This window comes from Ensifer sp. YR511, from assembly GCF_900103045.1.
Taxonomy (GTDB): Bacteria; Pseudomonadota; Alphaproteobacteria; order Rhizobiales; family Rhizobiaceae; genus Ensifer; species Ensifer adhaerens.
In genome coordinates, this window is sequence record NZ_FNGR01000045.1 from 12,276 (window position 1) to 37,455 (window position 25,180).

A 25,180-nucleotide genomic window follows, 5' to 3' on the forward strand; every position below is an offset into this window, starting at 1 on the left:
GGCAGATATGGGCTTACGCCATGCCACGTCTGATGACATGCCGTTTCTCCAGCGGCTTTACCGATCTTTTCGGATGGACGAGCTTGCGGGCGTACGATGGCCGATGGAGCAGAAGCACGCCTTTCTGGAGCAGCAGTTTATTTTTCAACACCGCCACTATATGGCGGCTTTCCCTGACGCCGAATTCCTCATTATCGAACTCAAGGGAATGCCGATCGGTCGCCTCTACCTGAATTTCAGCCGAGAACAGTGGCTTATCGTCGATATCGGCCTGGCGCCGGAGTGGCGCAGCCAGGGCAGAGGAAGCTCTCTCCTGTCTGCCATTCAGCGTGAGATGACCAGATCAGGCGTCCAGTCACTGATGCTGCATGTCGAGCACCACAATATAGCAGCACAGGCGCTTTATCGCCGACTTGGCTTTCGTGATGTGGAGGGTGGTAGCTCGCATATCCGGATGGAATGGCACTGCAGTATTGTCTCCAACGCGACGCCGCGCTGACCCGCAATCAATTGAAGACAGCTTGGTAGACGATACCCTGCTTATCCCGGGCAACCGGTACGAGGAAGATTTCCAACGCGCCGAGTGACGCGTTCTTCATGCGATAGATTTGCTGAGGCAGGACTATTGCCGATTGACTGCGGAACAACAGGGAAAACGGAGCTCGCCTCATGCCGGGCATGATCTGCGGTCCTCCGGGAGTGGCTTCCGCCAAGGTCAGTGGCACAGTACTCTCGCCAAGAGAAAGATCGAAGGCCTGGCCGACGCAACTTGCAAAATTTTGAAGCGTCAGAAGTTCCATGCGCTGTTCTCTCCGGTGATTCCCGCTTAGGGCGATGGAAGCACTCTTACAGCATTACAGTTGAGCACAAAAGACTGTAGGGCGGCGCGCGTTATTTGCCTCAATCTCAGACCAGCAGGGTTATGGCGCGACTACGCACGTTAAGACCCGGCTCGGGGCAGTCGTCCTCAATCAGGGCCGGGTCCGCACCGATGAAAATTCAATCGAATTTGCCATCGAGCCGCTTTGAAGTCGGCAAATTCTATCCTTCCATCAAAGGGCCTCAGCTCCGCAACAAACGGCTTTTGAAGGTTTCGCGGTGGCGGAGACCGAGGCAAGGTGGCGGGTTCTAATTTCATCGGACCTGTCATTGACGATGCATCATTTCGGGACCGCATAAAGGTTGACGCAACAGGTTCCCTTGAGAATTGCCCTAAACCTCGGTCGTTTTGAACCTCTATCCTTCGTAACCCCTAAAATAATGTGGGCGCGAGAAGTTCTGCGAATGCGCTACCAGCGGCTGAGTTTTCGACACGTTTTGAGACTCGCACAGGTTGTATAAACCATTCTCACAATCGCGCCAAATATTACCAAAGTGCAGATTGCCAGGCCCGTCATGCATCCATAATCTCCACCAGCACGTGCACCGATCACCACCACTTTATATCAGCCATCACATACGGCGCTTATTCTTCCTGTCTCATTTTGCGAGAAATTCGCGAACGGGGACGCGATCCTGCGCCCGAGAGAATCTCACCATACACACTTCACGTGTTTATCCATGGAGGAATGAAACATGGCATCTTTCGCTGAGCGCGCCAGGCTATTCGGGCATGACATTGAGGCTCTGGCAAACGGCGACGAAATTCGAACAATACGTCTTGTCCATTCGCTGGAAGAACTCCGCCGCCTCATGGATGATGACGCAGGCGAAGGGGAACATCAGGCAAGGCTTCGCCGATACCAGATGAACTATCCTGAGTTAATGGATGAAGCGAATGCAAGTCTGGAAGCGCTTTACTTCCGGGCAGAGGTTGCTGTCCACACAGGCCGGGCCTTATCGAATGACGATCGCCTAGCTCTGCAACATATCTTCCCAGTCAAAGTCACGCTGGTATCGGCACAGGATAAAACCATCTCCGGTGAATGGAACCTGGGAACCAACAGCGGGCCAGTCGCTGTCAACGTGGAGACCTTGACTATTGACCAGGGTGGCTTTGTCAACGCCGTCGCAACGAGTGTCACCTTCGTAGCAAAGTCGGTGAACAACAAATCCAGCGGCGGTGCTGGCGCCAACTATACGTTTGGTATCTTTGGATCGGCCGGTGCAGCCGGACAGGCGGGCGCCAGTCAGCCGCCCGGTGCAGCGGGCCAGAATGGGAGCAGTTCCGGGACACCATCGCCTGGCATTTGTACCGGAGCGAAAGATCCCACGCCTGGGACCGCCGGTGGAAATGGAGCCCCGGGTGGCGAAGGACAACAGGGTTCTGACGGTACTCCGAACTTGACGGCGAACCTCACGTTCAAGGCAATTACCGGCAACCCGATCTACCTACTGACCCAATCCGGTGCCGGAGGGAACGGCGGTTGTGGCGGGCAAGGTGGCGCAGGAGGAGTGGGCGGGACTGGAGGCGATGGGTGCCAGTCCGGCTGCGAAGGCACCCAAAGTGCAAATGGCGGCAACGGCGGTAATGGCGGCAATGGCGGGGACGCAGGTAATGGTGGCAACGGCGTATTGGGCCACCCGATCAACGTTACCCTCGCAAGCGGCGTCGCAGCATCGCAGTTTCAATATGGAACATTGATGGCCCCAGCGGGCAAAGGAGGCCTGGCAGGTAAGGCCGGCGTTGCCGGTTTCGGAGGAGCCGGCGGATCTGGTAGCGGGAAGCATCGCTCTGCAGGCACGGCGGGCGCGACAGGTGAGCCTGGCAACACCGGCAAGGGTGGATCGCCCGGACAGTTTGAAGGCAATCCTGGACCGGTCACTGTTGGAACCTTGGGCTGACCGATGCGCAAGCGCCACCTTGAAACACAGGAGGCGGGAACGGGCGCCACGGCGGAGTTTGACGCCGTGGCGCGCGCATGCGGCCACACATATCTGCGGCAGCACCCGTCCTTCCACTTCGCCTCAAAAATCCGGGTCGATAATATCGAAGGCCTGCAAAGGCACCTCTGCCACGTTGACGAGGCGACCAAGCAAGCGCGGCTTGTGGCTTTTGAGGAGCTCAGCAATCGCAAGCGCCTATGGCAGGGTGTGCACGATCGGGGCGAGGCGTACATCTTCGCCAGCGGGACGCTCGCTCAAGGCGACCACGAACTCATGGCTGAGCACTTTCCCGCGAGACTGAAAGCTGTGTCGATCGCCAGGCTGACGCTCGAGCCCGGCGAAGTGCTCGATCTGAGCACTCACCCCGACGAATGGGCGGTCGGGCATCGGGAGGAGCTCTACCTCCTCATCAATATCGATCGCTGCTCTATCGGTAGAGGAGCAAAGCTAGTCGTTCGCGGCAATGTCGCTTCGATCCTTATACAATGCCTTATCACAGCACACGGCCCAGACGAAGCCCCTCATATCGAGATCTTAGGAACGCCATTTCCTGTCGACACCCGCATTACGGGCCCCCTCGATGGAGACGATGGTTTACCCGGCGGTTCAGGCCACGATGGCGCGGTGGGGGCCACTTCCCGCCTGCGGCATACCATGTTCGGCTCCTTCGCGAGCGACGCGATACCGCTTGAGAGGTGCAATGGCGCCGACGGCGAGGCCGGCCAAAACGGAGGCAATGGACGCAGGGGCCGTACCGGAGGCATGTGCAAGACCGCCGAGATCACGGTTCGGCACTTTTTAGAAGGCAGCGGCGTGTTGCGTGTTCATGCCGAGGCCGGACGTGGCGGCAACGGTGGCAACGGTGGACACGCCGGGCCTGGTGGGCAACCTGGCGCGCCGGGTATCGGCTTTGCAAAGAATGATTGCCTGCCTCGCAATGGCCAAGCTGGCCGCCCCGGCAACGGCGGGAACGGGGGAAACGGCGGGCACGGTGGAAACGGAGGCATTTCCTCCATCGTTTTCATCACCTGTCCAGCGGAACAAGCAAACCTGGTGCGTGCATCAAGTCGTCCAAGTCCGGGTGGTTGCGGCGGCAAAGGCGGGCAAGGCGGTTTGGCGGGCATGCCCGATCCGACATCAAGCCCAAAGCAGTTAAAGGCGAAACCAGGAAAAGACGGCATCGACGGGATTGATGGCCGATCGCGTCCACCTGCCCGCATCTACGTCAATGAGCGACTGACCACATAAACTCCAGCTTAGAGGCACCAAGATGAGACACATGCGAAAATTGCTGCACATATGTTTAGCCCTGACGCTGACACTAGCGGGTATGGAGCCCATCAGAGCACAACCCGTTGGCACGTCGAGTGTCGATGACGAAATGGGCTCCGACAAAGGCCGTTTTGCCGTCACGGCATCGGGAAGTGCGAGTTACACGATCAAGCTGCATGTTCCGCCGGGAATCCAGGGGTACGAGCCGGCGCTGTCGTTCACCTACAACAGCACGAGCCAGAACGGTCTGCTCGGGTTAGGCTGGAACCTGAGCGGCTTTTCAAAGATCAGCCGCGCCAGTCAGATCATTGCGATCGACGGTAAGGCTGGAGACGTGAGCTTTACCAGCAATGACCGCTTCGCGCTTAATGGCCGAAGGTTGCTTGTGATGACCGGCAATTATGGTGCGTCCGATAGTACCTATCGTACCGAGCTCGACAACTGGGAGCTGGTTTCCGCGTCGGGCGCGGCGGGCACAGGTCCGCAATCCTTCACGGTTAAGCAACCGAACGGTGAGACGTCGGTATTTGGAGGCACCCCCGATAGCCGAGTGCTTGTGCCCGGTGGCCCAACCGTCCGTGAATGGCTCCTTTCGTCTCAAACCGATCGCGACGGCAACGAAATTTCGTTCACCTACAGCCTCGATCCTCAGAACACAGGCAAACCGGGCGGGCAGGCCTATCCGGTCGAGATCGCCTATGGCGCAAACGTCAAAGTTGGCAAACAAGCCGACCGTTTCGTCCGTATGACCTATGAGGCACGGCCCGACGCGCTTCGAACATTCTCCGCGGGCGCAAAGGTCGAGACCACGCTGAGATTGGCAGGGGCAACCACCTATCTCGCTGCAGACGCGGTTGCGGCCTATAAACTGTCCTACGAAACCTCCGCATCGACGGGGGTTTCCCGTATCTCAACAATACAGCGGCTCTCGCCTTCCGATCAGAGCGCGAAAACGCTCGCCGGCTCCAAGTTCACCTATCAGGAAGGTGGAAATGCGTTTGCGGAGGCACAAACCTGGCTTCAGGGAGCGTTCACGCCCGACAGCGGCTGGGATCCACAGAACAACCCGGTAGAGCTTGCTGATGTAAATGGTGACGGCCTTGTCGATATTATCGGCTTTAAGAACGGTGTTCAGGTCGCCCTCGCAAGACAGGGTGGTTATGCGTCGCCGCAGACCTGGCTCGAAGACTTCAGCCTCGAATACGGATGGTCGGGCGACGAACCGCGCTATCTCGTCGACGTTAACGGTGATGGCTTGGCCGATATTGTCGGCTTCTCGCAAAACGGTGTCGAGTTTGCGTTCGCCAAGCCCGGGGCTAACGCATTCGCCAAATCCCCCAACTCACTTCCATATTTTGCACCCGATACCGGCTGGCAAAGTGATGCGCCAAGATATCTTGCGGACGTCAATGGTGACGGAGCAGCCGATATCGTCGGCTTTAACAACGGCGTTGAAGTCTCATTAGCGACCGCCTCGGGCGGGTTTGCCCCCCCTACCCGCTGGTTCGACGATTTTGGTGTCGAGCAGGGCTGGTCGGGCGCCAATCTTTTGTTGGCTGACATGAACGGTGACGGCAAGAGCGACGTGATCGCGATGAACCAGCAGACACGATCGGTTAATGTCGCTCTTTCAACCGGGAGTTCGTTCACCGAAACCGGTTGGAACCAGGATTATGCCAACTTCGCCGATAGTACCCAATGGTCGGCCGATACACCGCGAATGATTTCAGACGTCAATGGCGATGGTCTCTCGGACATCGTCGGTTTTGGCACAACCGTGATGGTTGGGCTGTCGAATGGCGCCGGATTCGAAGCGCCTGAGCAATGGTCACAATCCTTCAACACCCCAAACTGGTCGAAGAACACGCCGAGGATGTTTACCGACGTCAACGGCGACGGCCAGGCGGATATCGTCGGCGTCAATGACGGGGGCGTTCAGGTCGCACTTTCGACTGGTTCGTCATTTGCCGCTGGCAACTGGAACCAGAACTCATTGAACGGTCTTGGGCTCTCGGAAGGGGGCACAGTCGATCAGACCCAGCGAATGATCGTCGACGTCAACGGGGACGGCATGCTGGATGTAATCGCCTTTACCCACGACGGCGTGAAAGTTGGCCTGACCTCGGGAGCATTTCCAGACTTGTTGAAGAGGATCGAGCGGTCGTCAAAAGGAACTGTCGACATCTCCTATAAGCCCATCTCAGACCCGACGGTGTATTCAGAAAGCTCGGGCCCCGGCGCACTTGCAAAATTCCAGCGCTATCGCCCGATTGACCAGAATCCGTCACTGCCAAACTATCGCTCCCGCTCGCACTTGACCGGACGGTTCTACGTGGTCGCGACGACTACCAACGCGAACAATCCGGCGATTTCGCAGGCAACTTATTCCTACGACACCTCACATTTCTATGAGAACGGCCAGGTAAGCAATGAAGGACGTGGTTTCCTTGGGTTCGAACGCGCGATCCACATCAATGAAGATTTGGGGCGCGAAACAACCCTCAAATATCACCAGGACTTTCCGCTCATCGGAAAAATGAAGACGCGAGAGATCGCCTGCTCGGATGCTGGCGGGACGACCTGCAAGGCACAAGATCTCTTCAAAGTGGAAAATTTTGACTATGTCATTACGTCGCCTGCCAAGTCAGAGACCAACGGCTTCGCCACGACAATGGTGCGGCCGTCCTTTGTGCGTGTCGACCGATATCAAGCTCAAACCTACAAGCATTCGCTTGGCACCGGTTATGTCTATGACGTCTACGGTAATCGCGTCACCACCGCGCGTTTGAACCTCGTCGATCGGTCGGGAAACGACCTGGATACGGGTGACAGCATCTATATCCATTCGATTTACCAGAACGATCCAGTGAAATGGCTGTTCGGTTTCCGGACCACCCGGAAGGTCTCTCACAATCCCGCACTTGCCAACGCAAGTAAGTTCGATCCGGCCACAGATATCGAACTCAAGGCCTGGGCCTACGGTGACAACATGAGGGTGACTGAGAGCAAGGCCTGGGACGATCGCGCAGAGGATTTCCTCGTCACGCAATATGGATACGACACGTTCGGCAACCGCGCCTCGCTCGCCTTGCCAGGCGGCGCCAGCGTCGAACAGAAATATGAAACACGTTTCAACACGTACCTGGAGAGCCGGACCAAAAGCGTCGGACAGGGTAAGCCGCCACTCATCACCAAGTTCGGCTACGACGCGCGCTTCGGCAAGCTTTCTCTGCGCGTCGATGCCAACGGCAATCAGTTTGCGACCTGCTACGATAGCTTTGGTCGCAGGCAGGTTATTCAGGGGCCAGCGCCTGAAGGAACCGATCCCGCGATCATGGACACATCCTGTGTCGCCGCATCCGTAACCGTTCCCAAGGATGTTACGCTCGCAAAACTCGCCACACTCACCTCATTCACGCATGGCTGGCAAAACGGCGTACCTACAGTTTCGCGCACCAGTGTTGCCAGCTGGCCCTCCGCGAAAAACCCGCGGAAGATGCTAACGACCCTGTATGCTTATGACGGACTTGAGCGCCAATTTCGGATGTCTGCACAATCGGACGAAAGCGGCCCAACCAGTCGGGTTATGAAGGAAGTCACATACGATTCCGCCAACCGGGTCGTTCGCGACGCCCTTCCCTACTTCGAGACCGAGCAGGCTCGCTTTTACGAGAATACGACATTTGATCCGTTGGATCGGATCGTCGAAAGCTCGATGCCCTGGCAGTCCGACGACGGTGTGATCAATGTCGCAACCAAACAGGAGTTCGCAGAAACGAGTACCGGCGATCAGATCACGCAGACTCTCGCCGCCGGTACACCTTATCAGACAAAGCGGACCTTCGACCGAAGCTACTATAACAACCGGAAAAAGATTGGCGTCCAGTCGTTTAATGACGAACGTGCAGCCAACGTGACGCCCGTCGTCACAACCTACGACCATGACACGCTTGGTCGAATCACCGCTGTCCGACCGCCGAACGACGGAGGCTCGACCGCGGCGCAGTATGCCTATGACAGTATCGGTCGCTTAACCCAGTCCACGCTGCCCGCTTACGGCAAGACGACCTACCAATACGGTCTAGATGGCCGCCTTGCCACGAAAACCGCCCCGAACGGGGAAATAGTGTTCGACCGAGATGACCTCGGCCGACCGGTTAATATTGCATATCCAGGCAGCCTCAATATTGCCTATACCTACGATGACAAAAGCCTTGCGAACGGCTTGGGTCGGATGACGTCTGCACTCGTCAGCGGCCAAGCTGTTGAGGTCAAACGCTCGTTCGGATACGATGCCTACGGCAGACAAGCGGTGAATGGGCTTACCCTTGGTGCGGATGAAGCCATGCTTCAATCCACGGCTTTTGACCCCCTTGGTCGTGCCGTTACGACGACGATGCCCGACGGCTCCGTGCTGACCACGGGTTATGATCTGGAACGTGTCGCAAGCTACGCTATTAATGGCATGCAAAAGGTTGGATTTAGCGACTACACGGCGCTTGGCCTTCCGCAAACCGTGAAATTTGCCAATGGGCTGACGACGAGCCTAATTTATGCCCCGGACTTCAGTCTGGTGAGCGTCAAAACGTCAACGGCAAAGGAAACGATTTTCCAGGAGCGCTCGACGATCGATCCATTCGGATTTACCACGGCGGTCACTGGATCGTCGTCAAAATGGGCGAGCTACACGAAAGAATCGTCCTTCACCGATGCCCGGCTTGCGAACTACCAAGACAGCCGGCTCGGTGCTGCAAATACGTACGGATACGATGACGCCGGAAATCTCCAATCATCTGCGGCACTTGCGGTGCAAAGTGCCGGATTTCAATTGGATGCTGACAGCAAAATTAATGGAGAACGGCTGCAGCCTCAGTACGACGTGTCCGGGAACCTGGTGGAGACCTCTGCGCCAAGCCTCACGTTTCGCGCCGGATATGACGGACGACAACGAATGGCTCAGGCCGCGAAATCGGCCGGAACCGATGCACAGTTTGCCTATGATCATCGCGGCTTCAGGGTTTGGCGCAAGGATACTGGCGGTACCGAGTATCGCTACCATTCACGCCAGTTTCAACGGTCAGCTGACGTGGACCAAACCCTGATCTATGGCAATACAGGGCCATCCTACATCTTCTCATCGAATGTTGGCGGGGAAACCTTCTTGCACTCCGACGCACGAAATAGCCTCGCGCTCACGACAGATGCAAAAGGCAACGCACTCGATTGGTACTTGTACGACGCTTACGGCCTGCCTATTGGCCGCGGCGCCGACGCACCTGAATTCGGGTTCCTTGGCCTGCCGTATGACCGCGACACGGGACTGTACTATGTCAATCACCGCTACTACATGCCTGAACTCGCCCGGTTCACGAGAGCAGACTCACAGTACGGTGCGAGCATTTATCGCCATGACAGCGCCAATCGCTATGCCTTCCTGCTTAACAATCCCACATTCGGGTTCGACCCGAGCGGGCACGGCCTCCCGGCTTGCCTCATCGGTGTTGGTGGGGGCGTTATCGGCACCGTGGGTGGTTCCGTCTCGACGGTTGATGCCGTCGAGCAGAAGAACAGGCTCTATATAACAGCGAGTGCCGCTGGGATCGTCGGGGGACTTTTCTCCAGTGCGGGCGGCGCATCCGCTTGCCTGAAGCTGTATCGACAACGTGCTGCAGGCGACAACGATCAGGCCAACAACGGCAACGGCGCAGACGACAACAGCCAAGGAGTTGAAGTAGAGGACATGTTCGATGCATCGGGCGGCGGTAACCAGGGAGGCAGCGCGAGTAGCAGTAGCAGCAACAGTAACGGGAACAGTGCCAGCAGCGACAGCGATAGCGGCAGCCAGAGTGATGAAGAAGGATCTGAGTCTAGCTCGAGCGAAGACGACATTCGCGTTTCCGATAGCCAGGATAATTTGGCTGAAGGTTCAAACTCGAGTGGAGAATCCGCTGACGACGTAGTGGTCGACGGTCAATCGATAACCGACTCCTCGTCAGGGGAGGCGTTGGGAACCGCAACATCCCAAAGCGCTGAAATCGGCCAGTCCTCGGCAAGCGGTATCCAGGCGACCAGTATTTCGAGCTCGAGTGCGAGTGGAACTTCGGATGCTGCCAGCAGCACCACATCCGCGGCTATCTCGGCAACGGAGGGGAATGCAGCCGGACTGGACGCGGGTTCCAGCGTGGGCGTCAGCGTAGGCTCGGAGGTGGCAGAAAGCGCCGCCACAGTCGCCCCTGAGGTTACGGTTACCCCAGCGGCGGAAGTACTCGAGATTATTCTCGCAGATTTGCTTCCATTGCTGGCACTTTGATCGCAGGCGTATAAGCCGTATTTCGGCCAGAGGGTCGAAGTACGGCTTATATGACGAGGGAAAGATCCTGATTGGAATGACGCTGCCCGGTACGCCGAAGCGATGTCACGAGCGATCGCTAGTTCAGAAGAGGCAAACTACCTGTATTTTCCGTCGGCCAATGGTTCTTTTCAGTATCGGCCGGCCGCGTACCTAGAGATCGCATCTAGAGGAACGATGGTCCAAAGGGACTCCTTTTTTGACGCCCTCCGAAGACGGTACGACCGCCAACTTCAGCACGAGCCTGACCCAGCTCGACGCTGCCCGCGACAGCGCGGACGGCGTCGCTGGCGCCCTGCCCGGCGCTTCAATGCATGGGTCGATCTCGCCTTCCTGGCGCACAACAGCGATGAGAACGACGGCAAGTGGGGAGTTTTGCGATGCTCAATCTCGGTGCCGACTATCTGTTGTGGGACAAGGCCCTGGTCGGACTTTCCTTCCATTCCGACCGGATGACCGATCCGACCGACGAGGATGCCGAATTGACCGGCAAAGGCTGGCTCGCCGGCCCCAATGCGTCGCTGGAGATCGGCAAGGGCGTATTCTGGGATACGAGCCTGCTCTATGGCGGCTCGGCCAACGATATCGACACGACGCGATGGATGGTGGACACGGCGATCAACGGCCAGTGGAACCTCGACCAGGCGACCGTGCTGACACCGAAGCTTCGCGCAGTCTACTTCTCCGAAACGGTGGACGAATACACGGTGCGCAACGGCGCCGGAGACAAGATCACCATCAATCTGACGGCGGGAGTGTCCCTGGCAACTGCCGACCTGTGGCTGCTCGACCTCGGCCTGCTCTTCAACATCGAAGGCGATGGAGAGAAATCGGTAGTTGGTCGCGCCAGGGCCAGCCGGCAGTTTTGACGCTGTCGTTCAATCTGCCCCCCAGGCTTCCGCTCTTGCGGGTGGCAAAGAAGGAAGCAACGGCGTCCGGGCCTGACAGGGTTCGCGCGGCCTCGTTCAACATCTGGTTGGGACTTTCTGCGCAAGTTGGAACCAGCCGCAGGGCCGCCGCAAGCTCGGAAAGCGCACAGGCGTTTTTTAAAGAGCCAGTTCGTGCTCGCAGCGGCAGGTCTTCTCCCGCATCGACGCCAAAGTCGCTTGATGCGGCGACGCAGCCCCCACTCACCGTCGAAAAAGGCGGCGTCAACCGCCGCCGATCGCGGTTATGATATCGTGATGAGGTTGTCGAGACCGAGGGTCGCGGCCCTTGACGTCAGGCTCCCGCCATAGATGACCTCGACCGCGCCTGTAATATCCTCAACGTCGATGACGTCTCCCATCTCGTAGTTGCCGAAGACGACCCAGTAGTTGGGGTGGGGCGTGAAGACGGCCGTCATGTTCGGGGCTGCCTGGATCGCAAACGTGCCGGCGCCGGACATGCCGATGCCGACGGCGGTGCGATTGGGCACGACGTTCGAGAGTTGCTCGATCGTGAGCGAGCCAGGCGCACCGTTGGTGCTCGGATTGGCGAACATCGTCGCGCCGTACTCGTCCTCGGTGAGCTGGATCATGTTCTCACCGTCGGGATTTGCCGGCCTTACCTGCGACGCCGAAAAAGCGAGGCCCGGCTGAAGCACGCCGGTCTCCGACCAAGTGAAGCAATAGTCGAGGCTCCACGTGAAGGTTACGCGGCTCCCTGGGGCGGTCGGACGGGCCAACCAGGCGAGCGAAAGTATGTCGCCCTGAGTCATTGTTGCCGGCGGCCTCTGGAAAACGGCGAAACTGCCGGAAAGCTGAGAGTTGTTCATGCATGTCAGAGAGAATGACGTCATCGGTTTGACTTGCCCTTTTTGCTACCCCTAAAGAGTGTAAACTGGTAGCACTTTCCCCTGGGGTTGTCTCCAGGGCAACCGCCTCCAAAACTGGGATGATTGTCCTAGAAAGTCTGTCCGATATAGTTCCTTTAAGTAAGCTTGACGCTGTTCATGCTGAGGCCGCGCCGCATCGTTTTCTCCATGATCCTTATCCGTCATGACTTCCTGATGAGGACATTGTGTACTGCCGTTCTGTGTTCAAGGGCGTGCGACTTGGGACGACGTGGTCCGGCTGGTAGCATCGATTAATTCCACGACATCTCGCAAATCAAAAGGCTCATTTTTTTCGGAGCTCTAAGCCACGGCGTCATTTTTCAACAAAGGTTAGAAGCCAAAAAAACCTTCGGTTATGAGCCAGCGACTGCGAATGAATCAATTGAGGATGCCGGCGAATTGTGATCGATGCTTTACCTATCCGATGGCTTTAAATGTTGCTTTGCGTGCCTTCATGCGACCAAAAACGGTGCGGCCCAAATGCAAATCGCCTTTTTGCGCCTTTAAGGTCAGCCCGCGTAAATAGCCTCCCGGCGATGTCACATCACCCTCAGAAAACTTATCTGTGATCAGGGCAACCGCCATCGCGGCCCCCTCGGGCCCCATGGCACGCTGCGCCGCGGACCACGCATCGGCGGAAATTCCGATTATGGGCCGAATTTTGTCCGCGACGGCGACAAAGTCGCGCCAGTTGCGGACATGGCCGATGCCATTGGCCATGTCCGCGAAGGCCGGGCAAACATTCAGGATGGACTGGAGGGTAACCGCGCTTACGGGATCCGCCCGCCTAATGAGAGCTGGATCTCGTTCCATCTCGCACGTGTGACCAGGCATTCCACTGCGATCATCCGAATTTTTCCTATTCCGCTCATCGCCCGGCCCCTCGACTGGAGCATTTTCAATGCTGCTACATTTTACAATTTGCAGGTCGTTTGTAGTTGGTATGTGAGGCCTACAATCGGCACCCGTGGGGTCCATATCTTGAGAATTCTCTCTTGTCTGCCAGTTGCTTGCGGTAATTTCGGCATGCTTCTCCGTCTCTGCGTTCCGGAGTGCGTCCTCAGCCTCGTTCTTGAGGTCCCCGAAGGCTTCGCAAACGCCCGAGAGAGCTGCAGGGCTCCCCTTGCCACAACGCAGAGCCTCTAAAAGCGCATCGTAACGCTGCCTGATTGAGCCCCACAAATTGCTTGCCAGACGTGCATACTCGCTTTCCAGCATGGCCCAGACGACACGTCTGAGAATTGTAATCTTGCGCTTCAGGTTCTTGATCAGGCTTCGTTCGGCTCGGATGGACGCGTAGAGCACTTCGAACTCCCCTGCTCTAGCGGCGAGTGGCGACAAATCGAACCCATACGCCTCAACGATCCGCCCATCATCATCCCGGCGGCCCCAGCGTTTGCCATTAGAACTGTCCTTATAGGCGATCAATCCCGCCTCGGCGAGCCTGCGCAGGTGCCGCTTGACCGCAGATTGAGAGTAGCCTGTGCTTTCGATGAGATACTCATTCGATGGCCAGACGATAGGCCGCGCTCCCAGTTCCCAGTCGCATGGCTTCGTGAATGCAACCAGCGTGTCAAGCAGTATCAGCTCGCCGGGTTTCAGACCGATGATCGGGGCGACACGCCGGATTGCAAGCATCGCCTGTTGTTTGGAAATAGATAGCCGTTCGCCGTATTCTGCAAACAAATTCGCTTTGCAGAGCCCCGGCGTAGGCTTGCGCCAACCGGACTGTTTCATGAGCTTCCCATCCTCCGTTGTCTAACGAAGGCACAAAAAACCATCGACCAGGCGACCTGGCCGCTTGCCAAATCTGAGGAGGAGATTGGTTCTCTTTCAATTGCCACATCTCAAGAGAAGCCTCCAGAAATTCGCCTGAAGGCTTTTTATTGTGCCTGAGGTTCCCGTTCCTCTTTGGGCTGGAGCGTATCTTGCTGTGCTTGCCAAATGTCTTCACTCAAACGACGGTAGGCGCTGCGGATAATCTCTTGTTTTGCGCGCTCATCCCGTCCCGGCATAAGCGCGTCAACAATGTGCTGGATGATTCTCCGATACGGCTTCCGCTGGTTCATCAATTTGCCCGCCCCCACGCAGCTTTGATGAGGTTTTCGATCTGTGAATTGACTGCGGTTAGCGACTCCATGGCGCGGTCAAATGTGACGCGGGCAGAGTTGTCGCGCCCGGTCTCGTATAGTGTCTGCTTGATCAAGCTTGCCTCAGAAATCGCGGGAGATTTGATCATCGGCGCCGTCAGGACGCGTTCGCCGAATTGTGCGCGCAGAAACGCGACTATTTGAGTTTGCAACCCGTCGTTTGGTTCGTGTTGGGTGATCAAATAACGCAGGACCGTAGAGTTCGGCTCGCCAACAGCCTCAAGCACCACCGACAACAGATCTGAGATCATGGAGAGGAATTGGCTCATAGAGGCGATCTGCAACATTTGCGGATTCACAGTGACAATCACCCCAGTGGCCGCGCATAGGCCGGCTAGCGTGAGATAACCAAGCTGTGGCGGGCAATCCAGAATTACAACGTCGTAGTTGTCGGCAACCGTTGCAATCGCCGACCGCAGTCGCAAAATGATCTGCGCTTCGGCGCTATTTGTCTCCCCCGCCTTGCGCGGCGCCAGATTGCGCGGCGTCGCGTGTTCGAATTCCTGCAGCTCCAGGTGACCAGGGCACAGATCGAGACCAGGGAAATAGGTTTTGAGTATAACTGAGGCGAGCGGAACGTGGTCAACGTCGCAGCGAATGGCACCATAGATCGATGCGTTGGGGTTTAGATCAAGCTCAGGCTGGTAGCCGAGGAGCGTGGACATCGACGCTTGTGCATCGAGATCGATTGCCAATACCCGGTAGCCCTGCAAAGCCATATACTGGGCTAGGTACGTTGCGGTCGTGGTTTTGCCAGAGGCGGCCCTGCAATTAGCCACTGCGAGAATTTGCAACTGCTCACCGGCTTTCGGATTGCGGTGCGGCAGATAGTACTTCGCCTTGGCGCTACCATGCGCCGCTAAATGCGCCCGCAAGGCATTCACGTCCTCCAGCGTGTAAGACCGCCGCCGGGTCAGACTAATGCTGGAAGGTTGAGGGCCGTCGCCAGACAGGGACAACTGACGCAGGTAACCATCAGACACGCCGATGAGCCGTGCAGCTTCGCCTGAAGAGAATGTCCGAAGCCTTTTTTTGCTGGTGGGAGACAACAGCCGCTGGCGGATCCCCGAAAGATGACTGGACAGAAGAGCCGCGTCCGCGGCTGTCTGGACGTGAACCGGAGCCGGCTCATCGAGCCACGGGCCGACCGGGCGCTTCAAGAGTTCATTTGCCTGCGAAAACACATCAACTGCATTTGGCGTTGCCATTGCTACCTCCACATCGACAGTCAGGGGCCAGATCCAATCCAACCAGTTATGAAAAATGGACTTTAATCCGAAGATCTTTGGCTCGCCGCCCTCCACCGGCCGTATGCCACACAGGAGTTCTCTGGCGATTTTTTTTGCCAACTTCCGCCCGTTCACCCGGCCGCAAATGGCGATGAGGTCCTGTGGCTGGCAATCTCCTGATTTTATTCTCGCAGAAGACATGTGCAGGTTGCAGACTACACGCTCGCTTCAGCAAAAGTCGCGTGAGTTACGGTTGTAATATGTCACGATGCCAGGGTCACGCGCCGCCAAGGATGGAACGAGACCCGCGCACTCGCAGTGGGCCTGCAGCTCCTGGGCCGGTGGTTGCAAAACGCTCAACAACAATGTTCAAGTTGTTACAGACGAATTCGCTTTGCAGGCTTGGTTTCATCTAAGGATGCGACGCGGCTACAACTTAGGACGGCCACGATGTCTACAGTGCAGGCTGCCGCGACAGTTATGATCGTGGACGATGACCCTACCCTGGGAGTAATGATTTCGGAATATCTCGAGGGGCAAGGTATGAAGGCCCTGTCGGTGGCAAGCGGTCGCGAAATGCTGAGGGCGATGGAAACACACACGCTCGACCTGGTCCTGCTTGATCTCCGATTGAAGAATGAAGACGGGCTCGATGTACTGCGCGAGTTGCGCCAGAGATCAGACGTACCGGTCATCATCGCCACCGGCCACCGCAAGGACGAAGTCGACCGCATCGTCGGACTCGAACTTGGAGCCGACGACTATGTCACAAAGCCATTCAGCCTTCGCGAGCTTCTCGCACGCATTAAAGCGGTGCTGCGGCGGCATGCGAGCGACTACTCTCGTCGAAAAAATAGCGGTATCACTTACCAGTTCGGGGGCTGGAAACTCCGCTCCCGGACGCGCGAACTATTCGACCCAAGTGGCGAAGCAGTCCCCCTTACAAAGGGTGAACATGCCTTGCTTATCGCATTTTTGGACGCGCCGCAGCGTACGCTTGCACGCGAGCACTTGTTACAGGCGACACGCGTTCACGAAGACATCTTCGACCGAAGCATCGACGTTCAGATCCTAAGGCTGCGTCGAAAGCTTGAGGCCGATTTGAGTGTGCCAAGCATGATCGTAACAGAGCGGGGCCTTGGCTATGCTTTCACGCTTCCTGTGGAACGGTACTGAAACAAAAAACTCGTCTCTCATTGCACGGACCACACGCTCTCGCCTCCTCCGAGCCGTTCGGCGGCACAGTCGCCCGTCGGCGATGTTCTACTATTCCCATGATCGCGCACCCCGCAGGCACAATTCGCCGACTATAGCGGTATTCTGCTGGCGGATGCTTATATCGGCTGCGCCAAACTCTATCATCCGGATCGACGGCCAGGTCCGATAACGGACGCAGCCTGCTGGGTCCATGCGAGACGTTTACGCGATGTATGCGCGGTCGAGGTTGCGATCTCGTCTCCACCGGATCAGGCGCTGGCAACGCCGCTGCTACCTCGACGGGAATGAATTGCGGAACAGACCGGCCGGAAAACTACCAGGGCCCTTTGCGCCAGTGGAAAAGCTGGCTCACATGAATACCGGCCGATCGCGCGATCTTCGAAACGCTGGATCCCGGCTCAAAGGTCGCCGCGGCCAACCGCTCCCTCTCCTCCCCAGACCAGCGGCGACGTCGATCGCCGATCGTGATGCCTCAACCTGACGCTTCGTCATAAGAAACTCGCAGGATCTGCGATGTTCCCCGCCAGCTCGCGAGAGGGCCTTGACCTTGGGGAGACCATCCAGACCGAGAATGCTATTGCGCGTACGTGAGCGGCGCCCCGAGCGGGCGAATAAATTCAGCAACCTATTTGTGCACCGTTCGAGACGCGCTCCAGCTCTTGGGGAGATTTCACTCGGCATAGACAGGCGAGACCGTAGACAAGAACTGCCGAGCTCAAAGACCGTGCTTCAGCATGGAATGTGGAACCCATATCAGCACTATTCCGCCGCTCCTGTGGCCCAATTTTGTAGGCGAGTGCTCACCTCACTGAGACAGGGGAAAAACAGATCAAACCGGGTTCCTAAACCTGGCGCACTGCGCACATTCAGGCCCCCGTTCAAGTGCTTGACTATTCGTAGAACCGTCGCGAGCCCTAGGCCCGTCCCCCCCTCGCCGGATCTGGTTGTGAAGAAGGGATCAAATATCTGTCGCAAGTCGGACGTAGGAATTCCGGATCCTGTATCAGCCACGCTGACGCGAACATAGCGGCCGGAAGCTATCTGGCCATGCGTCATGGCGCGAGGATAACTCTGGTCGATCACCGTTACACTTAACGTGATTGTCCCCCCACCCATAGTGGCCTCGCCAGCATTCTTGCACAGGTTAATTATAGCCTGTTGCAATGCGGTGGGGCTACCATGGATATGTGCCGTTTTATTCGGAAGGCTCGCCCGAAAATCTGCCGAGGATGGAATGCACATCTTCAGATCCGGCAATATTTCGGCGGTCGCAGCCACGACGTCCAGTGAACTGACCGGACTCCGTTGTCGCTTGCTGAAAGTCAACGTCTGATCAATCATGCACTTTGCCCGCTCGCCAGCACTTTGGATGCGCTCAACATAGGCGCGGGGTGAAGAACCGGGGTTGAGGGCGTCCGCAGCCATTTCTGCATATCCCATCATGGACATGAGAAGGTTATTGAACTCGTGCGCTATACTGCCGGCGAGCTCCTCGGCGGCACCTCCGATTGTCTGGGTGGTCATAGCACGCGGCCGGTACTGCCCCTCAACAACGATCCCCAACAAATGCGTAACGAGCTGCAGCTTTCGGTCATCGGTTAGCCGCGCACGCCGCCCGGGCCGGCATTGTGCGACCAGCATCGCGCCCGAGTGATTGCCCAACCAGACCACCGATGCAACAGCTTCTGGGAATATCTTGCTGTTCATTCCTCGCCCCGTTTCCGAGGGACCGGGTGCCAGGTTTGGGTATCGCCAGAGGGTAATGTCCGACAGCTGCGTGCCACGGCTGCGGATCTCGGAAACCGCATCCTCAATAAGTTCTTTCTGCAAATGTGGTTGCTGGTTGGAACAATAGACGCTTTGCGCTTCCAACGTCATGGGCTGAAGCGAGATGAGCGACAACTCAAAAAAGCCGTAAACTCTCTCGACCTCTTTCAAGATCGTACTGACGTCATTCCGAAAGTCGCTTCCCTTTAACGGCAGTCCGGCGATCGCATCATAGATCGCCTTCTCGGCGCGCTCTCTCACTAAGCGCGTATTAATCCGATACCGCGCTAGAACAACGCCGACGGCCAACGCAAAGCACACCATCATCATGCCAAGCATGGCGTGGCCGGCAAACAAAAGGCGGTCAGATTGCCCGGAAACCGATACGGTAGGAATTGCCTGCGCGTGCGCACTGGTTGAAGCGCGCGAAGGGCGTGGCTGTGGGATGGCGATTCGCTCCACTCCCATCTGTGTGGCCTGCCACGCGGCAGTCGCGATGGCCGGTTCTGAAAAGCTCTTCGTACCAGGGGTGGACTTGCGCCTTCTGCCTGCGGATGACCGTTCGGTGCTTGAAGTAGCGAAGTTCTCCAAAGAGCGCTTTATCAAACGCGGCAGCTGATTTATGCCAGTCTTACTAAAAAGGGACGTCCATTCCTGGGATGCGGAGGCGAGGCGTATTTGTGATTTGGCTTGCTGTTCAATCGGGATTTGCGGCACGAGCATATTTAAGTTCAGGTGACGTCTGTGCTGCTCGATTTCGCGCGATGTCACCGCACTGATCCATTCTACAACCGCGCTGGGAGCGACCAGCATATCGGATCGCACAGCCGGTTGCCTAGCCGCTGCTGAGTTGGCTATCGCCAGGCCCAAAACGACAACACCCGATGAAGCGATCGCTATTCTCATGGCGAATGCCCCTCGAGTGTTTCGGCGCGGACCACGCAATCGAAGACAAAAACGGGGGCCCAACGTTTGTTGATATAACGCCTGCCTTCATCGTCGTTTTGTACAAGTTCTTGACTCAAATTAGGGGAAGTCGTCAGCAGGTTTAATTCATCTCTAGCTGGTGAGACTGCATTGTCCGCCAAGCTGCACTGGCGCCAATGCTGCCCGCTCAAACGCTCTCCATCGAACGTACGGGTTTGCGTCCGCCGCTGTTTGCGACGCGGCCTGACTTCCCGCGTGATCCTGGCAAACGCCGGGGTCTCCGGTAGATTAAGTGGCGCCACGATATAGCCCCCGGCGTTCAATTCAAACGCGGCAGCCTTGCCAACCGCCCCGAAACGGTCGCCGTTCACGATCACGTTAGAAGCATCGGCCCGGTCGGCGAAATCGCTAACGATCTCCATGCCGCCTCATTCCTACAGGCAAATCAAGAGTAGAAGATCAGGCATACTGGTGGCTAGAAGCCGTACGGCCCCAGCATCATTACGACCCGCAATGACTTGATGCTGGGAGTAGTCATGCGCCGTCCTTTGCTTCATCGACGCTTCGCCATCCAAAATGAGAACACACTTCATGACATGCTCCTATTTTTGACTAATCTTCGCTACTCAACCTGGGACTTAACACGCGATTCCGTGCCGAAACCGCGCATGAATATTTGCTAGGGGGAGACAATATCTCCCGACACAATCATCCACTCCTCGGATACCAAACCGTGGCGAATAAAAACTTCAAATCAGCACTTCTGTGAGAATTCTCGTTAGTTGTATCGATACACATCGAAATTGTCCACCAGACTTTTGACTGACGGCAATCCAATTCGTCGCGGGCTCGCAACAGTGACGCGCCAGACGTAGGCAGCAGCGTCTATGACCTTTTAAGGATTAGCGAGCCGAGGCGCCGAGGCGAACGGCGCTTAATACTTGCCAAAAGGTAGCTCCGCCTTAGAATAAACTGTCTCTCCCGAATCCTCGGTGGTTTTAGGGAGGCGATGGTGAGGAAGAAAAGAGGTGCCCGGTTGGCTAGCAACGGTAGTCATCCCACGTTGAAGACCATAGCCTCGCTGCTCGGTCTCGGCGTTACCACTGTCGCCCGTGCATTAAAAAACGATTCGAAAATCGGCCTTAAAACTCGCCAGTCAGTGCAGGAAACGGCCCGAAGGCTTGGCTATCGTCCCAATCGAGCAGGCCTGCGCTTGCGCACGGGAAAAACTAACGTCATCAGTCTTGTGCTTGATACACAAGAGCAAGTCGGCAGCTTTGTGTCAGAGATGATCTTCGGTATAACGGAGATCTTGGCTGATACATCGTATCATCTAGTTGTCACGCCTTATTCAAGGCTCAAAGACCCGATGGAACCTATCCGATATCTCGTCGAGACAGAATCAGTAGACGGTATAATTATCTCGCGTATGGAGCCGAACGACGAACGTGTACGCTACATGGTCGAGCACAATATGCCGTTTGCGGCACATGGAAGAACACTCATGGGCCTGCAGCATCCGTTCTATGATTTTGACAACGAAGCTTTCGCCAGAATTGCAGTGCGCCGTCTCGCTAATTTAGGGAGACGGCGGATAGCCTTATTTGCGCCACCTTCCGACTTGAGCTTTCATGACCATATGCGTCAAGGATTCCGACAAGAACTGAAAGAGCGTGAACTAGAGGAGATACGGTTCACCGCCGTTACAAATGACAATTCGATCGAGCAGATTAGATATGCTGTCAGAGACCTTTTTAATCAACCAAATTGTCCGGATGGCATTATTAATAGTTCTGGCGGTGTTAGCGGAACCGGCGGTGCGTTATTGGCGATTATTGCGGGCCTCGCGGACGCTAGAGTAACTCCTGGACGAGAGGTCGATATTGTCACCAAACAATTGTTCTTGAAATTGCCGATACTCCGAGAACAATATCATGCAATTCACGAAGACGTACGAGATGCTGGGCGCGAACTGACGAAGGCACTTATCGGAGCAATTAACGGAAAGCCTGTCGATCAACTTCAAAACCTTGCAGTACCAACGAACGTGATATGGCAGGTTCCGGACCCATTTAGGGGTTGATGCACAATTAAGATTGGCGATGTCGATATTGGTGCTCGCCATGCAACTGATCGCGATCATACGTCCTGCTGTCAGCGACGATAACTGATTGGACACTGAATCTCTTTCCGCGCTGAACTGAATACATTCAAACAGAGAGTTTCGTTGGTGAGCGGCGACGAGCAACCCACGGTTTAGTCTGTTGACGGGCGAGGAGCCGCCCGTTGTTTCAGAACTTCTGTTTTGCGCGCTTTGGCATGAAGTAGCTTCGGGTATTGACGAGCGCTTCGGCGATGGCAGCAGCATCCTCGGGGATGGCGGGGCCGCCACAGCTTGGGGCGAACCCATTTCCTATCAGGAAGCAGACGTCCCAGTCCATGGCATGGAAGGTTAGATCATCGATCCTATTGAACTTGGGGCCGGTGGAGGGTTGGAACCCTTACAAATGAGGAAGCCTCCATGAGGAAGGTGCACGGCGCGGGCGCGGATGGGTCTGTCATTTTCCGGTTGTCAGCGGCTCGCCGCAAGGGCCTCATTGATCGCCTCTCTGGCGGCGGTGCTGCGAACCTTCTCCAACGACAGCTCGGCCCATTGCCCATCGCGAGAAACTCGCGGCTATCAAGACCGAGCTTCTGAACGGTTGCGCAAATATTTGTGATCGATCAAAATAACAATGCATACTTTCATGTGCGCAAAAAAGATATCATTGCTCATTTTTACATGCTATTTGTTCCAACAAATGGACATAAATAGATGAACAAAAAGCAAGCTGCCCTCGCTCGTAAACAGTTGGAAAGACGTCTCGCGCCTGTGCGGGAGATGAAGCTCATCGCACCGCCTCGAGGTTGGATGAAGGCTATCCGCGAGGCCCTCGGCATGACAACGCGTCAGCTCGCCATGCGCATGGGTGCCGCTCCATCCCGCATACCGGCGATCGAGAAGGCTGAAGTTTCGGGAGCGACAACGATCAGGACGTTACGGGAGGCGGCCGCGGCAATGAATTGCACCTTCGTCTACGCTTTCGTGCCGATCAAGCCGCTTGACGACATCCTTCGCGAGCGCGCGGCCGAAAAGGTCGATGAGGAGATGACGCGACTCGATCACACGATGCGTCTGGAAAACCAGGCGTTGATCAGGTCAGACCTGGAGGACGAACGTCGCCGGCTTATTGACGCTTTGCTTGCAGACTCCGGACGACGCCTGTGGGAAGAGGATTGAATCCATGGAGGAGGACGCTCTTTTTCAGGACGACGATGAAGCAAATACGCCGCTAACCGCTGAGGAGCGGGAGCAGCTTATTCCCTCCTACATCACCTTGCGGCACGAATTGAACGAGGCCGAGCAAGTCAACATCGGCGAAGGCTTGCGATGGGCGACGTCGCGAAAAAGGAACGTGCTCGACCAGGAATTCCTCAGCGAGTTGCACCGCCGCATGTTTGGGGACGTTTGGCATTGGGCTGGCCAGTATCGGACAACCCACCGCAACATCGGCGTCGATGCCTATCGAATTGCAATGGATGTGAGGCAGGTGGTTGACGATGTGTGCTACTGGGTCGAACACCAGACGTATCGGCCCGACGAGATCGCTGTCCGGTTCAGCCACAGGCTCGTGGCCATCCATCCCTTTCCGAACGGAAACGGCCGATTTTCTCGCCTCGCCGGCGATCTGCTCGGGCGCCAGCTTGGGCGACCGCCGTTTAGCTGGGGCCGAGCAAACCTGGTGGATGCGGACGAGACCCGCGCCCGTTATGTTGCGGCGCTTCGAGCAGCCGATGATCACGATATAGGACCCTTGCTGGAGTTCGCCCGATCATGAGAAGCAAGAAAGGACTGACATTGAAGACATTCACGCAGTCGCAGTTGCAGGCCATTGCGGATGCGCTGGGGGATACGGAACACGGCCTGACGGCGACGGTGAAAATCATTGATACGACGCCCCAGATGACCAAGCGCCACAGGCTTTATAATGCGTTTGCCAATGAGCAGAACAATCGCCAGATGCGCACCCACATCATGGCTTTCATCCGAAAGGCCATGAAGCCTGAGCGTTTCGCTCGTGAGCCTGAGCGCTTCGAACCGATGCGGCTCAATCTCAACCGGGCCTTGGCGTTCGCCGGCCTGGCTGTTGAAGCCTCCGGCGCTCTGGGGTCCGTCGAGGCGGCCGAGACCCTTTCACAAGCGACACGGCGCGCGCGTGAATTGAGGTCGGATCTGACCAGCCGGGGCGTTCACCCGGACGTTCTGCGCTTTTGCCGGGAGGAATTGCTCTCAGATAACTATTTTCATGCCGTGCTCGAGGCCGTGAAAAGCGTTGCCGAAAAAATCCGGCAACGTACCGGCCTGGCGGATGATGGGGCAGTGCTCGTCGATCGAGCCTTTGGCGGTGACCAGCCGATGCTCGCGATAAACACCCTGGCAAGCGACAGCGAAAAGGGCGAGCAGCGGGGATTTTGCAACTTGGTCAAAGGCACCTTCAGCATGTTTCGCAACACCACCGCGCATGCCCCAAGGGTCCATTGGCAGATGTCGAAAGTCGATGCAGAAGATCTTTTCTCAATGGTTTCGCTGATGCAGCGCCGCATCGATGCTGCGGTCATGCTACCCCGAGCGTGAGACGTCGAACCCTCTGAAATGCAAAGCAAATGATTGTCGAAAAGCCAGCAACACGATCGGACGAGGTTGTTGCTGCCACATCGCGTCTTGATGAAGGTGGGCGGGAAACGGGGTCCCGCCCTTGTCCGTTCATGCGGCGTGAGCCAGTACCCGCGGCCCGTACATCGCAAGGACGATTGCACGATCCTCTTCCCGCGAGTTCTTGCTCCAGCCTCGAGACGCGTTCACCGTCTGCATGGAGATGTTGAGATAGGCGTCGTATGAATCAAACGCGGCACGCTTCACCGTGAAGCCCGTTGCGAGAGCCGCGGCGATAAGCATGCCGTTGGCGACGTAATCGCCCAGATGGGTGAACAGGCCGAATGCTCGGGAGAGGTTTTCAGCGCGATGCTTCAGACCATAGCTCCGCGCTTGGCGGTTGAGCGACTTGATCCTGTCCTGCCGTGCGAGGAAAATCAGCGCCAACTCGAACTGGTCTGCGGCCCAGTCGCCGTCATAGGCCTCGCGCCGCCTTTCCGCAAAAAGAGCTTCCCGTTCTGTCGTCGACTTGCGCACCTCATTGTTATTGCCCTGCCAGATGGAATCGAAACCCCGAAGCGTCAGGTCCGGATGCTGGTCAAGCACGTTGCGCAGCATGGCTCGAGCGACAGCGCGCGAAAGAGCCCGCTCGTGCTTGCCACTGTTCACGGTCGGGGGAACGCCTAGACTGGAGCAATAGAGCGCATCGTCAACGCTCACGGGCAGATCGTTCGTGTTCAGTGAGTCCAGGAAACTGGCATAGGTGAAGAACCCCCAGCCCTTCGCGGCCGCCTCGGTGCGGTGCGTTGGCTTTGTGCCAGGATGGGCCTTTCTCAGGCTTTCTTTGATGGATGGCAGATTGGTTTGATGGACGAGCAAATGCATGGCGAAACCTCATCGCTTCGGCAGCCGGACGCCATTTAATCAGCAGCC

Annotated in this window: 19 protein-coding genes and 2 pseudogenes; 11 read left to right on the forward strand and 10 right to left on the reverse strand. The window is 56.8% G+C overall.

Annotated elements, in window-relative coordinates; all coding sequences use genetic code 11:
• Positions 1-7: 7 nt before the first annotated feature.
• A complete protein-coding gene (locus BLU15_RS35390; protein WP_256386720.1) occupies positions 8-499 on the forward strand; it encodes a GNAT family N-acetyltransferase in 492 nt (163 codons plus the stop codon).
• Positions 500-506: 7 nt separating this feature from the next.
• On the opposite strand, the gene BLU15_RS35395 is transcribed toward BLU15_RS35390, so the two are convergent.
• The gene (locus BLU15_RS35395; protein WP_090301848.1) at positions 507-800 is read right to left on the reverse strand and encodes a DUF6916 family protein; all 294 of its coding nucleotides are present in this window, start codon (positions 798-800) and stop codon (positions 507-509) included.
• 775 nt (positions 801-1,575) lie between these two features.
• Between BLU15_RS35395 and BLU15_RS39760 the strand changes: the two genes are divergently transcribed.
• From BLU15_RS39760 to BLU15_RS35415, 4 genes are all read left to right on the forward strand, one after another.
• Entirely contained in the window at positions 1,576-2,784 is a 1,209-nt protein-coding gene (locus tag BLU15_RS39760) for a hypothetical protein (RefSeq protein ID WP_176960456.1), read from the forward strand.
• A gap of 3 nt (positions 2,785-2,787) precedes the next feature.
• Positions 2,788-4,074 carry a hypothetical protein gene (locus BLU15_RS40790; protein WP_090301852.1) on the forward strand — a complete coding sequence of 429 codons (1,287 nt, stop codon included), beginning with the start codon at positions 2,788-2,790 and terminating at the stop codon, positions 4,072-4,074.
• A gap of 31 nt (positions 4,075-4,105) precedes the next feature.
• Positions 4,106-10,408: an FG-GAP-like repeat-containing protein gene (locus tag BLU15_RS35410; protein ID WP_176960457.1), complete on the forward strand. Its 6,303-nt coding sequence runs from the start codon at positions 4,106-4,108 to the stop codon at positions 10,406-10,408.
• 419 nt (positions 10,409-10,827) lie between these two features.
• Positions 10,828-11,316, forward strand: a complete 489-nt coding sequence (locus BLU15_RS35415; protein ID WP_090301855.1) for an autotransporter domain-containing protein — start codon at positions 10,828-10,830, stop codon at positions 11,314-11,316.
• A 302-nt stretch (positions 11,317-11,618) separates the two neighbouring features.
• On the opposite strand, the gene BLU15_RS35420 is transcribed toward BLU15_RS35415, so the two are convergent.
• The 4 genes from BLU15_RS35420 to repA form a co-directional block, all read right to left on the reverse strand.
• Positions 11,619-12,146, reverse strand: coding sequence for a hypothetical protein (locus BLU15_RS35420; RefSeq protein ID WP_143034329.1), 528 nt, complete (start codon positions 12,144-12,146; stop codon positions 11,619-11,621).
• A gap of 534 nt (positions 12,147-12,680) precedes the next feature.
• Positions 12,681-14,000: a plasmid replication protein RepC gene (gene repC / locus BLU15_RS35425; RefSeq protein WP_090301859.1), complete on the reverse strand. Its 1,320-nt coding sequence runs from the start codon at positions 13,998-14,000 to the stop codon at positions 12,681-12,683.
• Positions 14,001-14,146: 146 nt separating this feature from the next.
• The gene (locus BLU15_RS35430) at positions 14,147-14,332 is read right to left on the reverse strand and encodes a hypothetical protein (protein ID WP_090301861.1); all 186 of its coding nucleotides are present in this window, start codon (positions 14,330-14,332) and stop codon (positions 14,147-14,149) included.
• Positions 14,332-15,621, reverse strand: coding sequence for a plasmid partitioning protein RepA (repA, locus tag BLU15_RS35435; RefSeq protein WP_090301892.1), 1,290 nt, complete (start codon positions 15,619-15,621; stop codon positions 14,332-14,334). Before repA ends, BLU15_RS35430 begins: the two co-directional genes overlap by 1 nt.
• 471 nt (positions 15,622-16,092) lie before the next feature.
• Here repA and BLU15_RS35440 point away from each other — a divergent pair, with 471 nt between their 5' ends.
• Both BLU15_RS35440 and BLU15_RS35445 read left to right on the forward strand, forming a co-directional pair.
• Positions 16,093-16,818: a response regulator gene (locus BLU15_RS35440; RefSeq protein ID WP_090301862.1), complete on the forward strand. Its 726-nt coding sequence runs from the start codon at positions 16,093-16,095 to the stop codon at positions 16,816-16,818.
• A gap of 53 nt (positions 16,819-16,871) precedes the next feature.
• Positions 16,872-17,061 (forward strand): annotated as a pseudogene (locus BLU15_RS35445) (transposase); the annotation flags it as partial.
• 112 nt (positions 17,062-17,173) lie between these two features.
• Here BLU15_RS35445 and BLU15_RS41060 read toward each other — a convergent pair.
• The 3 genes from BLU15_RS41060 to BLU15_RS35460 all read right to left on the reverse strand — a co-directional run bounded on the left by BLU15_RS41060 (position 17,174) and on the right by BLU15_RS35460 (position 19,976).
• Positions 17,174-17,329: a transposase gene (locus BLU15_RS41060; protein ID WP_090301864.1), complete on the reverse strand. Its 156-nt coding sequence runs from the start codon at positions 17,327-17,329 to the stop codon at positions 17,174-17,176.
• Positions 17,330-17,619: 290 nt separating this feature from the next.
• Positions 17,620-19,533 carry an ATP-binding protein gene (locus BLU15_RS35455; RefSeq protein WP_090301867.1) on the reverse strand — a complete coding sequence of 638 codons (1,914 nt, stop codon included), beginning with the start codon at positions 19,531-19,533 and terminating at the stop codon, positions 17,620-17,622.
• Entirely contained in the window at positions 19,530-19,976 is a 447-nt protein-coding gene (locus BLU15_RS35460; RefSeq protein WP_090301868.1) for a hypothetical protein, read from the reverse strand. Before BLU15_RS35460 ends, BLU15_RS35455 begins: the two co-directional genes overlap by 4 nt.
• 590 nt (positions 19,977-20,566) lie before the next feature.
• Here BLU15_RS35460 and BLU15_RS35465 point away from each other — a divergent pair.
• On the forward strand, positions 20,567-21,637 hold the full coding sequence (locus BLU15_RS35465) for a LacI family transcriptional regulator (protein ID WP_371590374.1): 1,071 nt from the start codon (positions 20,567-20,569) through the stop codon (positions 21,635-21,637).
• Between the two features lie 208 nt (positions 21,638-21,845).
• On the opposite strand, the pseudogene BLU15_RS35470 reads toward BLU15_RS35465, so the two are convergent.
• A pseudogene (locus tag BLU15_RS35470) lies at positions 21,846-22,034 on the reverse strand (YecA family protein); the annotation flags it as partial.
• Positions 22,035-22,369: 335 nt separating this feature from the next.
• Between BLU15_RS35470 and BLU15_RS35475 the strand changes: the two are divergent.
• From BLU15_RS35475 to BLU15_RS35485, 3 genes are read left to right on the forward strand one after another with little or no spacing between them, the layout of a single operon-like run.
• Complete coding sequence (locus BLU15_RS35475) at positions 22,370-22,834, forward strand: mobile mystery protein A (RefSeq protein WP_090301872.1); 465 nt, start codon at positions 22,370-22,372, stop codon at positions 22,832-22,834.
• A gap of 4 nt (positions 22,835-22,838) precedes the next feature.
• Complete coding sequence (locus BLU15_RS35480; RefSeq protein ID WP_090301874.1) at positions 22,839-23,432, forward strand: mobile mystery protein B; 594 nt, start codon at positions 22,839-22,841, stop codon at positions 23,430-23,432.
• On the forward strand, positions 23,429-24,229 hold the full coding sequence (locus BLU15_RS35485) for a TIGR02391 family protein (protein ID WP_244546922.1): 801 nt from the start codon (positions 23,429-23,431) through the stop codon (positions 24,227-24,229). The genes BLU15_RS35480 and BLU15_RS35485 overlap by 4 nt, the downstream gene beginning before the upstream one ends.
• 129 nt (positions 24,230-24,358) lie before the next feature.
• Here the strand turns inward: BLU15_RS35485 and BLU15_RS35490 are convergent, their stop codons facing one another.
• Positions 24,359-25,132 carry a hypothetical protein gene (locus BLU15_RS35490; RefSeq protein WP_090301878.1) on the reverse strand — a complete coding sequence of 258 codons (774 nt, stop codon included), beginning with the start codon at positions 25,130-25,132 and terminating at the stop codon, positions 24,359-24,361.
• Between the last annotated feature and the right edge of the window lie 48 nt (positions 25,133-25,180).